The 15,022-nt window shown below is 63.1% G+C and carries 14 protein-coding genes; 10 read left to right on the top strand and 4 right to left on the bottom strand.

The genetic code is table 11. From position 1 onward, the window contains the following. Positions 1 to 34 precede the first annotated feature (34 nt). Entirely contained in the window at positions 35 to 2,362 is a 2,328-nt protein-coding gene (gene bglX, locus QN397_RS11325) for a beta-glucosidase BglX (protein WP_323500948.1), read from the bottom strand. Between the two features lie 296 nt (positions 2,363 to 2,658). Between bglX and QN397_RS11330 the strand changes: the two genes are divergently transcribed. After that, entirely contained in the window at positions 2,659 to 4,263 is a 1,605-nt protein-coding gene (locus QN397_RS11330; RefSeq protein ID WP_323500894.1) for a glucan biosynthesis protein G, read from the top strand. A 72-nt stretch (positions 4,264 to 4,335) separates the two neighbouring features. Here QN397_RS11330 and QN397_RS11335 read toward each other — a convergent pair whose 3' ends face one another. Together QN397_RS11335 and QN397_RS11340 are read right to left on the bottom strand one after the other, a co-directional pair. After that, positions 4,336 to 4,974: a 3-oxoacid CoA-transferase subunit B gene (locus QN397_RS11335; protein ID WP_323500895.1), complete on the bottom strand. Its 639-nt coding sequence runs from the start codon at positions 4,972 to 4,974 to the stop codon at positions 4,336 to 4,338. Between the two features lies 1 nt (position 4,975). Next, positions 4,976 to 5,815 (bottom strand): CoA transferase subunit A, encoded by an 840-nt coding sequence (locus QN397_RS11340; protein ID WP_187051578.1) that lies wholly within the window; start codon positions 5,813 to 5,815, stop codon positions 4,976 to 4,978. Positions 5,816 to 5,929: 114 nt separating this feature from the next. On the opposite strand from QN397_RS11340, the gene QN397_RS11345 reads away from it, so the two are divergent. From QN397_RS11345 to QN397_RS11385, 9 genes are all read left to right on the top strand, one after another. Then, complete coding sequence (locus QN397_RS11345; RefSeq protein ID WP_323500896.1) at positions 5,930 to 6,517, top strand: LuxR C-terminal-related transcriptional regulator; 588 nt, start codon at positions 5,930 to 5,932, stop codon at positions 6,515 to 6,517. Between the two features lie 78 nt (positions 6,518 to 6,595). Next, positions 6,596 to 7,648, top strand: a complete 1,053-nt coding sequence (locus tag QN397_RS11350; protein ID WP_187054993.1) for a LacI family DNA-binding transcriptional regulator — start codon at positions 6,596 to 6,598, stop codon at positions 7,646 to 7,648. A gap of 99 nt (positions 7,649 to 7,747) precedes the next feature. Beyond that, complete coding sequence (locus QN397_RS11355; RefSeq protein ID WP_323500897.1) at positions 7,748 to 8,707, top strand: substrate-binding domain-containing protein; 960 nt, start codon at positions 7,748 to 7,750, stop codon at positions 8,705 to 8,707. Between the two features lie 58 nt (positions 8,708 to 8,765). Beyond that, positions 8,766 to 10,271, top strand: coding sequence for a sugar ABC transporter ATP-binding protein (locus QN397_RS11360; RefSeq protein WP_323500898.1), 1,506 nt, complete (start codon positions 8,766 to 8,768; stop codon positions 10,269 to 10,271). Beyond that, on the top strand, positions 10,271 to 11,503 hold the full coding sequence (locus QN397_RS11365) for an ABC transporter permease (protein WP_323500899.1): 1,233 nt from the start codon (positions 10,271 to 10,273) through the stop codon (positions 11,501 to 11,503). The genes QN397_RS11360 and QN397_RS11365 overlap by 1 nt, the downstream gene beginning before the upstream one ends. Before the next feature lie 7 nt (positions 11,504 to 11,510). Continuing rightward, entirely contained in the window at positions 11,511 to 11,942 is a 432-nt protein-coding gene (locus tag QN397_RS11370) for an RbsD/FucU family protein (RefSeq protein ID WP_187051573.1), read from the top strand. After that, entirely contained in the window at positions 11,939 to 13,030 is a 1,092-nt protein-coding gene (locus QN397_RS11375) for an aldo/keto reductase (RefSeq protein WP_323500900.1), read from the top strand. Before QN397_RS11370 ends, QN397_RS11375 begins: the two co-directional genes overlap by 4 nt. Further along, complete coding sequence (locus QN397_RS11380) at positions 13,027 to 13,866, top strand: amidohydrolase family protein (RefSeq protein WP_323500901.1); 840 nt, start codon at positions 13,027 to 13,029, stop codon at positions 13,864 to 13,866. Before QN397_RS11375 ends, QN397_RS11380 begins: the two co-directional genes overlap by 4 nt. Beyond that, positions 13,863 to 14,474, top strand: coding sequence for a DUF1349 domain-containing protein (locus QN397_RS11385; RefSeq protein ID WP_323500902.1), 612 nt, complete (start codon positions 13,863 to 13,865; stop codon positions 14,472 to 14,474). The genes QN397_RS11380 and QN397_RS11385 overlap by 4 nt, the downstream gene beginning before the upstream one ends. Before the next feature lie 34 nt (positions 14,475 to 14,508). Here the strand turns inward: QN397_RS11385 and QN397_RS11390 are convergent, their stop codons facing one another. Further along, positions 14,509 to 14,895 carry an FKBP-type peptidyl-prolyl cis-trans isomerase gene (locus QN397_RS11390; protein WP_261802665.1) on the bottom strand — a complete coding sequence of 129 codons (387 nt, stop codon included), beginning with the start codon at positions 14,893 to 14,895 and terminating at the stop codon, positions 14,509 to 14,511. Between the last annotated feature and the right edge of the window lie 127 nt (positions 14,896 to 15,022).

Raw genomic sequence — 15,022 nt, forward strand, 5'->3', positions numbered from 1 at the left:
GCTCCAGCGTTCTGCTCTGCTCCCTGCTGTAGGTCTATTGCAGATCGAAGTTCTTTTCCTTCACGGCTTCCGAATCGAGGCCGATCTGGACCGTGAAAACACCCGGTTCTGCCACGCGCTGCAGCTGCGCGTTGAAGAACTTGAGTTTTTCTTCATCCACCGTGAAACGGATTACCTTCTCCTCGCCGGGCTTCAGCATGATCTTTCGGAAGTCCTTGAGCTCCTTGACCGGCCGCACCACCGATGCGACAACGTCGCGGATGTAGAGCTGCACCACCGTCTCGCCGTCGCGCTGGCCCGTGTTCTTCACCGTCACGCTGGCCTCCACCTTGCCGCCACGCGCCATCGTCGCGCTCGACAACGTCACATCGGACACGCTGAAGTTGGTGTAGCTGATGCCGTAGCCGAAGGGGTAGAGCGCGCCGTTGGGTTCCTCGAAATACTGCGAGGTGTAGTTGCCCGGCTTGCCCGGCGTGAACGGGCGGCCGAGGCGCGGATGGTTGTAGTAGATCGGGATCTGGCCGACCGAGCGCGGAAAGCTGATGGGCAGCTTGCCGCCCGGGTTGTAGTCGCCGAACAGCACGTCGGCAATGGCATTGCCGCCTTCGATGCCGGTGTACCAGGTTTCCAGAATGGCATCGGCCTCTTTCTGCTCGCGTTGCAGCGCGAGAGGTCGGCCGTTCATCAGCACCAGCACGATCGGCTTGCCGGTCGCCTTCATCGCGGTGATCAGGGCACGCTGGCTCTGCGGGAGATCCAGGCTCGTGCGGCTCGATGATTCGTGCGACATGCCGCGCGACTCGCCTGCTGCGATCACCACCACGTCGGCCCGGCGCGCCGCCTTCACGGCCTCGGCGATCATGGCTGCAGGCGCACGCTTGTCCTGCGTCACTTCGGGCGAATCCCAGTTGAGGTAATTGAGGTACTTGACGATCTCTTCGTCGTTGGTGAGGTTGGCGCCGCGTGCATAGATCAGGTTCTTGCCGATCGCATTGACAAGCCCGGTTCGCAATGTCACGGAAGCCTTGTAGTCGCCGGCCGCAGACCAGCTGCCCAGCATGTCGATCGGTGCATCTGCCAGCGGACCGACCAAGGCGACCCTGGCGGTTTTCGCCAGCGGCAACGTGTGGTTGCGGTTCTCCAGCAGCACCACCGATTTACGCGCCGCATCGCGCGCCGCAGGACGGCTCAGGCGGCTGTCCGCTTTCAGGTCCGGCGGATCGTCCGCAGCCACGCCGATGCGCACGTAAGGGTTCTGGAAGAGGCCCATGTCGTACTTGGCGCCCAGCACTTCGCGCACCGCGTTGTCGATCTCCGTCATGCTGACTTCGCCCGACTTCACCAGCCCCGGCAACTCCTTTAGATAGACCGAGTCGGCCATGCTCATGTCGATGCCGGTCTTGATGGCGAGCTTGGCGGCCTCGCGCTCGTCCTTGGCCACGCCATGGCGGATCAGCTCGACGATGGCGCCGTGGTCGCTCACCGCGACGCCCTTGAAGCCCCAGTCCTTGCGCAGCAGGTCCTGCATGAGCCAGGTATTGGAGGTCGCCGGCACGCCGTTGATGGAGTTGAGTGCCACCATCACGCCGCCCGCGCCGGCATCGATGGCGGCGCGGTACGGCGGCAGATAGTCCTGGTACATCCGCATCGGGCTCATGTCGACCGTGTTGTAGTCGCGCCCACCCTCGACCGCGCCATACAGCGCGAAATGCTTGACCACGGCCATCACGTTGTGGGGCCCGATCGGCAGCTTGCCCTGGAAGCCCCTGACCACGGTCCTGGCGATCTCGGAGACGAGGTACGGGTCTTCGCCAAAGCCTTCGGAGGTGCGGCCCCAGCGCGGATCGCGCGAGATGTCGACCATCGGCGCGAAGGTCATGTCGGCCGCATCGGCGCTCGCTTCTTTGGCTGCCGTACGCGCCATCGACGTCACAACGTCCATGTCCCAGCTCGACGCCAGCCCGAGCCCGATGGGGAACGTGGTGCGGTGGCCGTGGATCACGTCGAACGCGAAGAACATCGGGATCTTCATCCGGCTGCGCTGGATCGCTGCGTCTTGCAGCTGCCGGTTGTGCGGGCGGTTGACCGAGTTGAAGGTGCCGCCGACCCGGCCGGCAGCGATCTCGTCGGCCAGCTGCGCGATCGGCATTTCCGGGCCGATGCTGATCAGGCGCAATTGCCCGACCTTTTCATCGAGCGTCATCTTGCCGAGGAGGTCGGAGATGAAGGCGCTCTTGTCTGACATGGAGACCGGAGGCGCTGCGGCGGGCGCGGTCTGCGTAAAAGCCGGCGCACTGGCGAGGCCGGCCAGCAGGGCCATCGACAAAGAAAAACTCGGGGACAACTTGAACGACAACTTCATCGAATAACCTTCTGTGATCGGCAGCTGCTTCAAGACTTGTCTCGCAGTGCCGGTGCGTCTCTTGGGGCAATCTGGCGATGCTAAGCTAAACACTTGCACCGCCAGCAGTCACCCGCAATCACCGATGGCTGGCCTCGAATTTGCGAGACGCTCGCAACCCCACGCGACCCTGCCCTACGCCATCGCGTCTTCTCCATCGCGCCTTCTGGATCCATCCGATGTTGCCCACTGCCGCACTCCGAAGAACAAAGCCTTTTGCCCGCTTCGTTTCTGTTCCCTTCGTGCTGTCTTGCCTGATGGCTTTGTCGAGCGTTCTGATCGCCGGCCAAGCACAAGCGTTTTCGCTGGACGACGTGACGGCCAGGGCGCGCGACCTGATGGACAAGCCGTATGTCGCACCGGTCAGCAACCTGCCAACGGTGTTCAGCAACATGCAGTTCGCCGACTACCAGAAGATGCAGCCGCTGATCGACAAGTTCGAGTGGCGCGACAAGGGCACGCCCTTCAAGCTGAGCTTCTATCACCAGGGCATGCAGTTCAACGCACCGGTCAAGATCAGCGAGATCGTCGATGGCGACGTGCGGGAGATCAAGTACGACGCCAGCCGCTTCGACTTCGGCGACCTCAAGTTCGACAAGGACGCCACCGCCAACCTCGGCTATGCCGGCTTCAGGGTGATGTACCCGATCAACCAGGAAGGCAAAGACGACGAAATCATGAGTTTTCTCGGCGCCAGTTACTTCCGCGTGATCGGCAAGGGCCAGGTCTATGGGTTGTCGAGCCGCGGACTGGCGATCGATACCGCGTTGCCTGCGCCTGAAGAGTTCCCCAACTTTCGCGAGTTCTGGATCCAGCGGCCCAATCCACAAGACAAGCAACTGGTCATCTATGCGCTACTCGATTCGCCCCGTGCGACCGGCGCCTACCAATTCATTCTGACGCCCGGCAAAGACGCGGTGCTCGACGTGCAGGCCAACCTTTTCATGCGTGGCGACGTCAACACGCTCGGCATCGCGCCGTTGACCAGTATGTTCCTGTATGGCCCGAACCAGCAGAGCGAGAAGCGCAATTTTCGCCCGGCCATCCACGATTCGAACGGGCTGGCCATACACACCGGCAGCGGTGAATGGCTGTGGCGGCCGCTCAACAACCCGCGCAATCTGTCGATCAGCACCTTCCAGGTCGAGAACCCGCTGGGCTTCGGCCTGCTGCAGCGTGGCCGCGAGTTCTCGCGCTTCGAAGATCTGAAAGACCGCTACGACCTGCGCCCGAGCGCGTGGATAGAGCCGCAGGGCAAGTGGGGCAAGGGCAAGGTCGAGCTGGTCGAGATCCCGACGCCGGACGAGACCAACGACAACATCGTCGCCTTCTGGACGCCCGACGTGCAACCGAAGAAAGGTCAGGCGATGCAGTACGCCTACCGCATGCACTGGACCACCGACGAAGCTGCCCTGCACGGCCAGGACAACGCCTGGGTACGGCAGACATTCAACACGGCCGGCGAGTTGATGCAGCCCAACCTGATCCGGAAGCTCGATGGCAGCACGGCGTTGCTGATCGACTTCGAAGGGCCGCGGCTGTCGCAGCTGCCTGCCGATGCCGTGGTCACGGCGCAGGTCAGTGTCGGTGACAACGCGGAGCTGCTGGAGAACGTGCTTCAGCGCAACACGGCGATCAACGGTTGGCGGCTCACATTGCGGGTGAAGGTGAAGAACCCCGTACAGCCGGTGGAGATGCGCGCGGCGCTGCTGCAGGGCGACAAGGCGATCAGCGAAACCTGGAGCTACCAGATACCGCCGAATGCGGCACCGGTGGCGGCTGCCGCGCCCGCACCGACTGCGCCTGCCGTGCCACCGACCGCGCCCGATCCAGCATCGACAGCACCAAAGACAACGCCCTGAGCATTCGCATGCGCAGGGCGACGGGCTCCTTGGGTGCCTTTGGTGCCTTGGGTGCCTTGCAATGTCGCTTGCTTACTTGATCAGCTTCACGCCTGTCTTGGCCTGAAGCGCCTCGAAGGTCACACCGTCGGCCAGCTCGACGAGCTTGAGGCCTTCAGGCGTCACATCGAGCACGGCCATGTCGGTGATGATGCGATCGACCACGCCCACGCCGGTCAATGGCAGCGTGCACTCTTCAAGAATTTTCAGGTCTTCGGTGCCGTCCTTCTTCTTCGCGACGTGCTCCATCAGCACGATCACGCGCTTGACGCCGGCCACCAGGTCCATCGCGCCGCCCATGCCCTTGACCATCTTGCCGGGGATCATCCAGTTGGCGAGGTCGCCCTTGGCGCTCACTTGCATGGCGCCCAGGATGCTGAGGTTGATCTTGCCGCCGCGGATCATGGCGAAGCTTTCGTGGCTGCCGAAGATGGCGCTGCCCGGCAGCGTGGTCACGGTCTGCTTGCCGGCGTTGATGAGGTCGGCGTCGACCATGTCTTCGGTCGGGAACGCGCCGATGCCCAGCATGCCGTTTTCGCTCTGCAGCCAGACTTCCTTGTCACCGACGAAGTTGGCGACCAGCGTCGGAATGCCGATGCCCAGGTTCACGTAGAAGCCGTCTTCGAGCTCTTGCGCCGCACGGGCGGCCATTTGGTCTTGCGTCCAGGGCATGTCAGGCTCCTTCTTTCTTGTTGCTGGTGCCGGCGGGCACGACGGGAACAGGCATCTCGGCGCCGACGGCGGCAGCGTGTGCGATCACAGCCTTGGCTTCTTCCTTGGCAGCCGCCACGTCGGCCGGCGCAGCGGCGGTCACGGTGCGCTTTTCGATGCGCTTTTCAGGCGTCGCGTTCAGCACGATGCGGTGCACGTAGATGCCCGGCAGATGGATGTCGTCAGGTGCCAGTTCCCCGAGTTCGACGATCTTCTCGACCTCGACGATGCAGATCTTTCCGGCCATGGCCACGGCGGGGTTGAAGTTGCGTGCCGTCAGCCGAAAGCGCAGGTTGCCGGAGGTATCGGCGATGTGCGCCTTGACCAACGCCACATCGGGCACCAGCGAATGTTCCATGACGTAGGTCTCGCTTACTCCGTTGGTGATGAACTCGCGCAGTTCCTTGCCTTCGGCCACCAGCGTACCGACACCGGTCTTGGTGAAGAAGGCCGGAATGCCGGCGCCGCCGGCGCGCAGCTTTTCGGCCAGCGTGCCTTGGGGCGTGAATTCGAGTTCGAGTTCGCCGGCCAGGTATTGCCGTTCGAACTCCTTGTTCTCGCCGACGTACGACGCGACCATTTTCTTGATCTGCCGCGTGCCCAGCAGTTTGCCGAGGCCGAAACCATCGACGCCTGCGTTGTTCGAAATGCAGGTCAGGTTCTTGACGCCGGAATCGTGCAGTGCATCGATCAGCGCCTCCGGTATGCCGCAGAGGCCGAAGCCGCCGACCGCCAGCGTTTGCCCATCGGCAACGACGCCTTTGAGTGCCGCGTCGGCGGACGGATAGATTTTGTTCGCCATGGCCTGTGATCCTTGCTCGGTGAATAAAACGAAAGGGAAAGGGGTGCTGGGAATCATGTCCAGTGCAGCGCTGCCCGGAACGATACTACGTAGCCTCATACGTAGTATTTCGTAATGGCGACACCCTACCCCGCTCCGGCGCCCATCGACTACCGGCTGGCTTTCGAGCATGCGCCTATCGGCATGGTGCTGTCGCGCGACCGCACCATGGTCGACTGCAACGCGCGGCTTTGCGAAATGTTCGGCGCACCGCGCGAGGCATTGGTCGGCCAGTCGTTTCGGGTGCTGTACCCAAGCGTGGCCGAGTTCGAGCGCATCGGCAAACGCATGGAACCGATCCTGAACGCCAGCGGCCGTTACGCCGACAACCGCATGATGAAGCGGCTCGACGGCGTGTATGGAGCCCTGCGCGGCGAGACCTTCTGGTGCCACGTGACCGGGCGTGCACTCAATCGGGCAGCGCCGCACGAGTCTGGCATCTGGACCTTCGAGGACCTTGGCTCGCGACGCTCCGTGACGGCCGAGCTCACGCCGCGCGAGCGTGAAGTGGCAGCGCATGTCATGCAGGGGCTGACCTCCAAGCAGATCGGCAAGGCGCTCGGCATCAGTCATCGAACGGTCGAGTTGCATCGGGCGCGGCTGATGCGAAAGTACAGCGCGTCGACCACGGCGGAACTGGTGCAAAAGCTCATCGCCACCTGAGCGCTCGGGGAAAACCAGTAGCGGCGGCCCTTGTACGCAGCAAAGCCTTCACGCACAATTATTGAAACGTTATATTTAATGGACACAGACAACGCATCCCTCCTTCCCAGCGTGACCCTGCGCGAGGTTGCCAACGCGGCGGGCGTCTCGGTCGGCACCGCATCCAAGGTGCTTGCTGGAAAAGCCGGTGTCTCGTTGCGACGCAGCGAAAGCGTCCGTGCTGCAGCCAAAACCCTGGGCTACCGGCCGAACGGCATTGCGGCCGATCTGCGGCGCAACCGCTCGACATCGATCGGACTGGTCATTCCCGACCTGCTCAATTCGTTTTTCCTCGAGCTCGTGCACGCGCTTGAAAAGTTCGCTTCGACCAACGGCTACTTCCTGGTGCTGGCGCATGCCGACGAAGATCCAAAAATCGAAATGGACCGCATCCGCTTCGTCTTGTCACGCCAGGTCGCCGGCATGATCCTGATCCCTTGCCTGGGCTACGACCATGCCCTTGAGGAGCTGCAGCAGTGCAACGTCCCGGTGGTCATGGCCGACCGCGTGAACGACAGCTTTCCGGTCAACACGGTCACCACCGACAGCCTGCATGCGGCACACATGGGCACGCAATACCTGCTGTCACTCGGCCACCGGCGCATTGCTTTCGCGGTGAACACGCTCGACCTCGTGAACAGCCGGGACCGGGCCGATGGCTATATCAAGGCGATGCAGGAGGCCGATCTGGCCGACCACATCCAGATCGTCATGTGCGGCATGAATGCAGCCCAGGCCCATCCGGTGATGCTCGACATGCTGATGAAGCCCGAGCGGCCGACCGCCCTCTTCACCGCCGGCAATGTGCTGACGCTCGCAGCCCTGCGGGCCATTGGCGACGCCAACCTGCAATTGCCCTCCGACCTGTCTCTGTTGAGCTTCGACGACGCACCCTGGATGTCGGTGCTGAAGCCCCGCATCAGTTCCATTCGGCAACCCGTCGAAGCCATCGGTCACGCCATTTGGCAACTCATGCTCGCCGGACTTCGGGGCCATCAAACCCAGCCGTTCTCGCACTTGCGCTTCAAGGCGGAGCTGTTGCCACGCGAGACCACAGCAGCCCGCCCGGTCCGGAAGAAACGCACCTCTTGATCCCTGCACACAAGGAACACTAAATATGACGAAATAGAAATAGAAATTGAAACGTTTAATATTTATAGACAGATCTGACCAACAGACCGGAGACAACCCATGAAATATTCCAGAAGACTTCTTGTGAACGGCGCACTGGCCTTCGCGGCACTGGCGCTGGGCGTGCCGTCCAGCAACGCGCAGACACCGGGTAAAAAATACCGCTTCGGCTTTTCCCAGGTGACCACGCTCGAACCCTGGCGCGTCCAGTTCAACAAGGACATGCGGGCCGAGGCCGCCAAACATCCTGAGGTCGAACTGATCATCGCGGACGCGGGCGACCGCACCGACAAGCAGGTTGCCGACATGGATAACTTCATCACGCAGAAGATGGACGTGATCTTTATCTCCCCAAAAGAATCTGCCGGACTGACCGGTGTGGTCGAAAAGGCCACCAAAGCCGGCATCCCCGTGTTCGTGCTGGACCGCAACGTAGACGGCAAGGCCTTCACACAGTACATCGGTGGCGACAACGTCGCCATCGGTCGCGCAGCCGGCAAGTACGTCGTCGAGCTCCTTGGCGGTCCGGGCAAGGCGCAAGGCAACCTGATTGAAATCTGGGGCAATCAAGGCGTTCAGGCTGCGCACGACCGGCACAACGGCGTCTTCGAATCGGTCGGCAAGGAAAAAGGCATCACGTTGCTCAACGAGCGGGTCGACATCGACTGGAAGCAAGACAAGGCCTATGAGTACATGAAGACGATGCTGCGCCGCTTCCCTAAGATCGATGTGGTCTATGCGCAGAACGATCCGATGGCTTACGGCGCCTACCTTGCTGCCAAGGATCTGGGCCGCGAAAAGCAGATCAAGTTCATCGGCGCCGACGCGCTGCCGCAAGAGGGTGCGACCTGGGTCCTCAACGGCGAGTTGGCCGCGACCTTTCTCTATCCCACGCCAGGCGCAGAGGGAATCCGGCAGGCACTCAAGATGCTGAAGGGCGAGAAGATTCCTCCCAGCGTGACCCTCGAGACCGAAGGCGTTTTCAAGGAGAACGCCAAAGCCTTCATCGCCTCGCACTGATTCGCGCATGGCCGAACCCGCGCTGACAATGACAACCACCCGGGCCTGCCTCGTTCGCATGACCGGCATCAGTATGTCGTTCGGCGGCACCCAGGCGTTGGCAAGCGTCGACTTCAATCTCGAGCCTGGCGAGATCCATGCCATCGCCGGTGAAAACGGTGCGGGCAAGTCGACGTTGATGAAAATCCTGGCCGGCATTTATCAGCCCGACCGGGGTCAACTGGTCCTGCGCGGCGAGCCGAGCCAGATCTTTGGGGTGGCCGCCGCGCAAGCCGCAGGTATTGCCACGATCCATCAGGAGTTGAATCTCATCGACTCGCTCAGCGCTGTCGAAAACGTCTTCCTCGGCAAGGAACTGCTGACGCGCTGGCGCCTGCCCGACCGCCCGCGCATGCGGTCCCGGGCCACCACCGTGCTGCGCTCGCTCGGCTTCCCCGCCGACCCGCAAGCACCGGTGGGTGGTCTGCGCATGGGCGAGAGACAACTGGTGGAGATTGCCAAGGCACTGATCGCCGACGCGACAGTGTTGATCATGGACGAGCCGACGTCGGCCTTGTCGGACACCGAGACCCAGGCGCTCTATGTGCTGTGCCGGCGACTGCGCGCGCAAGGTATTGGCATCGTGCTGATCACGCACCGGCTGGAGGAGATGTTTCTGCTGGCGGATCGCATCAGCGTATTGCGCGACGGCCGGAAGATCGGGACCTGGGCGACCTCGGAGATCGAATCCCCCTCAGCCCTGGTGTCACTGATGATCGGGAAGAAATTTTCGGCACTCGGCGAGAAGGAGTGCGCGTTGCCGGGGCCGACCGTCCCGCCCTTGCTGACGGTCGAGCATCTGACCTTGGCCAATACGGCGCGCAGCGTGGTCGACGATATTTCCTTCACCGTCGGCGCGGGCGAAGTCGTCGGTCTGTCGGGCCTGCTCGGTGCGGGCAAGACCGAGATCCTTGAGGCGCTGTTTGGCATTTCGCCGCACCGCGTCGAAGGCCGCATTCATTACCAAGGCAAGGACGTCCGATTCGTGCAGCCCTGCGATGCCGTCGAGTCCGGCATCGGCATGGTGACCGAAGATCGAAAGCGCGACGGTCTGTTGCTGGAGCAAGACCTCGAGGCCAACTTCCTCCTGCCCAACCTCGGGCAATTGCCGGGCTATCCGCTCTATCGCAGGCGCCTGGCACGCGCCCGAACCATCGCCAATGCCACGACCTTCAACGTGCGCTACAAGTTCATCGAACAGCCCAGCGGCACGCTCAGCGGCGGCAACCAGCAGAAGCTCATCATCGGCAAATGGCTGCTGCGCCAACCACGTCTGCTGCTGCTCGACGAGCCGACCCGAGGTGTCGACACCGCGGCCAAAGCCGAGATCTATGCGCTCATCCGCGCCGCCACGCACGCCGGGCTCGCCGTGCTTATTGCAAGTGCAGAAATCGACGAACTCATGCTGCTGTGCGACCGCATTGTGGTGTTGTGCGCCGGCCGCGCCACGGGCACGTTGCAACGCTCCGAATTTTCAGCCAATGCACTGGTCCGGCTCGCCGCCGGCCATACCGGGACTTCTTGATGTTGATGCAATCCAGCGTGATCAAAGGCCTGCTCGCCAGCGCCAAGTACTACCTCGGCCTGATCGTGCTGCTGGCGATCGGCGTGCTGGCGTCGCCCCATGACGCCGACGGCGGCAACATTTTCATGAGTGGCTCCAATCTTTCGGATGTGTTTCGTCAGGTGTCGAACATCGGGATCATCTCGATCGGCATGACACTGGTGATCATCGCGGGTGGCATCGACCTCTCGGTCGGCTCGATCATGAGCCTGGGCAGTGTCCTGACGGCGATGCTGCTGACGCAAGCCGGCTGGACCGGCGCGTCTAGCTTCAGCCTCGCAGCGAGCGTGCCCGTGGTCGGCCTTCTGGCCTGGGTCACAGCGCGTTATCTTCGCTCGAACACAACAACGACCGCAGCGTCAAATGAAAGCCGGGGCGCTTCCAACCCGAAGGTCGTGGTGGCCGTCATCGCCGCTCTGTCCGCCGGGCTTGGCCTGGGCATCGCCATCGCCGTCAAGTTGCCCGGCAAGCTGCCGTTGGGGCTGGTGCTGCTGGTGGTGCCACTCGCCGGTTGCGCGATGGGCATGCTGAACGGATGGATCATCACGCGAGGCAGGATGCAACCGTTTATCGTCACGCTGGCCAGCATGGTCGCCATCACCGGAGCAACGCGCCTGATCTCCGGTCAGGACACGGCGGTGCATGCGATCTACAGCGGCACCAACGCCACCACGGACATCGAGGCCCTGCGCGCCCTGTTGTTCGGCATCGTGCCGGTGCCCGCCCTGTTTTTCCTGGGCACCGCGCTGATCTTCGGCTTCGTATTGAGCCGCACCGTCTTCGGCAAGTACCTCTACGCCATCGGCGGCAACGAAAAATGCGCACGCCTGTCGGGACTGCGGGTCGACCGCCACAAGATCGCGACCTATGCCATCTCGGGCCTGTTGTCGGCCCTGGTCGGTGTACTGTTCGCTGCGCAGTTTCGACAAGGCAAGTCAGATGCCGGACTGGGTTGGGAGCTCGATGCGATCGCCGCCGTTGTGATCGGCGGGACCACCTTGATGGGAGGCGCCGGCCGCATCTCGGGAACCATTGCAGGCGTGCTGATCTTCGGGTTTCTGGGCAATATCTTGCTGCTCAACAACATCGACAGCAACACGCAATTGCTGCTGAAGGGAATCATCATCATCGTTGCCGTTTTTCTCCAGCAAACTCCGTTGTCACGCTTGGGCCTGACACGCAAATCACTCTGAGGCCCGCATGCTTAAGAACATCGATCCACTCCTCACACCAGCGCTGCTGCGGGAACTGGCCGCCATGGGGCACGGTGACTTCATCGCCATTTGCGACGCCAACTTTCCCGCCTATTCGGTGGCTGCCGACAAGCCGTTAATTCATCTGCCGGGTTGTGGGACGATCGCCGTGCTGCGCGCTATTCTCTCGGTGTTGCCGCTCGACACTTTCGACGGCAGCCCGGTGCACCGGATGGAACAGGTCGGTCATCCAGAAGTGCTTGCGGACATCCAGCGCGAAGCCGCCGACACGGTGTTCGCCCGACTGGATCCGGTGCCGCACGTGGCGGGCCTCGAGCGCTTCGCCTACTACGCGCAGGCCCGCGGCGCCTGTGTCGTGGTCCTCACCGGAGAAACCATGCCGTACGGCAATTTCCTGCTGCGCAAGGGAGTCCTGTGAGTGCGCCGTTGCCGGTCGTGTTGCCACGCCGCCCGCTCGGCCGCACCGGCCTCGACGTGACGGTGCTGGGCTTCGGCGCGGCACCGCTCGGCAACCTGTTCAGCCATCTCGACGAAGCCACCAGCGTCGCGGCTGTGGTCGCGGCTTTCGACGGCGGCATCAATCTGCTCGACATGGCGCCGCACTACGGCAACGGACTGGCCGAGCTGCGCGCCGGTGAAGCGCTTCGGCAAGTGCTGCAGCACCGGTCGCGCGACAGCATCGTTGTGTCGACCAAGGTCGGACGCTGGTTCGATCCGATGCCGACCGGACGCGCAGCCGCACTGGCCCCCGACGTCGGTCATGCCGAGGTCGCGAGCCCAGGTTTCGTCGGCGCATTGCCGCATCGGGCAGTGCTCGACTATTCGTACGACGGTACCCTGCGCTCGATCGAGCAGTCGCTGCTGCGCACCGGGCTCAACCGTCTGGACATCGTGTTGATTCACGACGTTGATGTCTGGACGCACGGCCCCGACGCGATCGAAGCCCGTTTCTCGGAAGCCATGAACGGGGCCTACCGCGCGCTCAGCCGATTGCGCGATGAAGGCGTGGTGCGCGCCATCGGCGTCGGCCTCAACGAAAGCGAAATGTGCGAGCGCTTCGCCCATGCCGGCGACTTCGACACCATGCTGCTGGCCGGACGCTACTCGCTGCTGGAGCAACCTGCACTGGGCTCGTTCCTGCCACTGGCGCTGCAAAAAAACATCGCCGTCATGCTTGGCGGCGTTTTCAACTCCGGCATTCTGGCCACCGGTGCGGTTGCAGGCGCGCGCTATGACTACCAGCCAGCGCCGGCCGCAGTGATGGCACGCGTGGCTGCGATCGACGCCGTGTGCGCGCTGCACTCCGTGCGGTTGGCCGACGCGGCGTTGCAATTCGCGCTCGGACATCCGGCCGTCACCACGCTGGTGCTCGGCGCCGTGACGCCGAACGAAGTGCGACGCAACATCGCCTCGCTTGCAGCGCCGATACCGCCGCAGCTATGGCGGGACCTCCGCACTGAAGGCTTACTGCCAGCCGCCGCACCGACGCCCGAGGGACCTGCATGAAAGTGGACGCGCACCAGCACTTCTGGCACGTGGCGCAGGCCGCCGACTTTCCTTGGATGTCGGCGGACGAGCCGGTGCTTTATCGCGACTATCAGCCAGATGCGCTGAAACCCATACTCGCGCGGCACGACATCGAAGGCACTATTCTTGTCCAAGCATCGCCGACATTTGCGGAGACGGACGTGCTGTTGCGGCTGGCCGAAACAACACCGTTCGTGAAAGGCGTCGTCGGCTGGTGCGAGTTCGACGCCGTTGCGGCGCCCGCCGCCATTGCGACCCTGGCCCGATCGCCGTGGCTCGTCGGTTTGCGACCGATGGTCCAAGACATCGCCGACGACGGCTGGCTGCTGCGCGAGCCATTGCGGCCAGCGTTCGAGACCATGATGGAACATGACCTGGTGTTCGACGCACTGGTGCTGCCGCGCCATCTGACACCACTGGCCGAACTGACACGGCGGTATCCCGCGCTGCGCGTGGTGGTCGACCACGGTGCCAAGCCCGCGCTCCGCTGCGGCCTGCTCGACGAATGGCGGCGCGACATCGCCGCCGTCGCAAGATTCGAGAGCACAGCCTGCAAGCTGTCGGGCCTGGTCACGGAGTGCGGCGCCGACCGTTCCATCGAGCGGCTGCGCCCGGTGGTGGACCATTTGCTGGACTGCTTCGGCACCGAACGGCTTATGTGGGGCAGCGACTGGCCGGTGGTGAACCTTGCGGGCGGCTACGACGAATGGATGACCAGTGCACAAGCATTGCTGGCGCACCTGGCCGGCACGGCGCGCGACGCGATCTTCGGCGGCAACGCCCAGCGCATCTATCTCGACGGAGCGTCGGAATGACAGACCTTGCCATGCACGACAATTTTTCCGGCCTGGCGCTGCATCCCGCGTTGCGCTGGCAGTCCGAACCGGCTCACTGGCGCATCGGCACCGGAGGCGGCGGCCTGTCGATCGAACCGGACGCCGGCACCGATTTCTGGCAACGCACCCACTATGGCTTCGAAGTCGACAACGGGCACTTCCTGTACCTGAACGCAACCGGCGATTTCACGCTGACCACGAAGGTGCATTTTTCACCGCGCCACCAGTACGACCAGGCCGGGTTGATGGTGCGACTGTCGCCATCCTGCTGGCTCAAAACGTCGGTCGAGTTCGAGCCGGACGGACCGAACCGGCTCGGCGCCGTCGTCACCAATGGGCAGTATTCGGACTGGTCGACCCAACCCGTGGGAGACGAGGTGACCGCGCTCTGGTTTCGCATCCGCACCGAGTCCTCGGACTGCATCGTGGACTCGTCGACAGACGGGGTCGCGTGGTCGCAACTTCGAATCGCACATCTGAGTGAACGCGCAGCAGTGCCGTTCGTGCAGTGCGGGCTCTACGCCTGCAGTCCGAAAGCGGCCGGTTACAAGGCCGACTTCGCTTTTCTCGATTTCGCGCCAAAGTGAGCCAGCGCGTCCCAACCGGCGAAACACTGGACGGCTACTTGCCTTTGACCGCGACCAGCTCGACTTCGAAGTTGAGCGTCGCATTCGGCGGGATCACACCGCCGGCACCGCGTGAACCGTAGGCAATCGCCGGTGGGCAGGTCAGCTTGGCCTTGCCGCCGACCTTCATTTTCTGCACGCCTTCGGTCCAGCACGGGATCACGCCGTTCAGCGGAAATTCGGTCGGCTCGCCGCGCGAGTACGAGCTATCGAATTCCTTGCCGCTGTCGGGGAAGGTGCCCTTGTAGTGGACCTTGACGACGTCGGTCGCGGCCGGCGAGGCGCCGGTGCCGTCTTTCAGCGATTGGTAAACCAGCCCGCTCGGCGTGGTGACGGCTGCGCTTTGCGCGAAGCTCGCAGTGGACAGGCACAGGGCAGAGATACCGAAGGAAACAGAGAGAAGAAGAGATCGCACGGGAAGTCCTTGCAGGTTGAGAGCGGTCCATGAAGCCGCCCATGGAAAAGGTCCATTATTGCGAAGCCGCAGCGCCACGGCCGACACGCGGTGG

Origin of the sequence: Variovorax sp. RTB1 (assembly GCF_035018765.1) — a bacterium.
In the GTDB taxonomy this organism is placed as follows: Bacteria; Pseudomonadota; Gammaproteobacteria; order Burkholderiales; family Burkholderiaceae_C; genus Variovorax.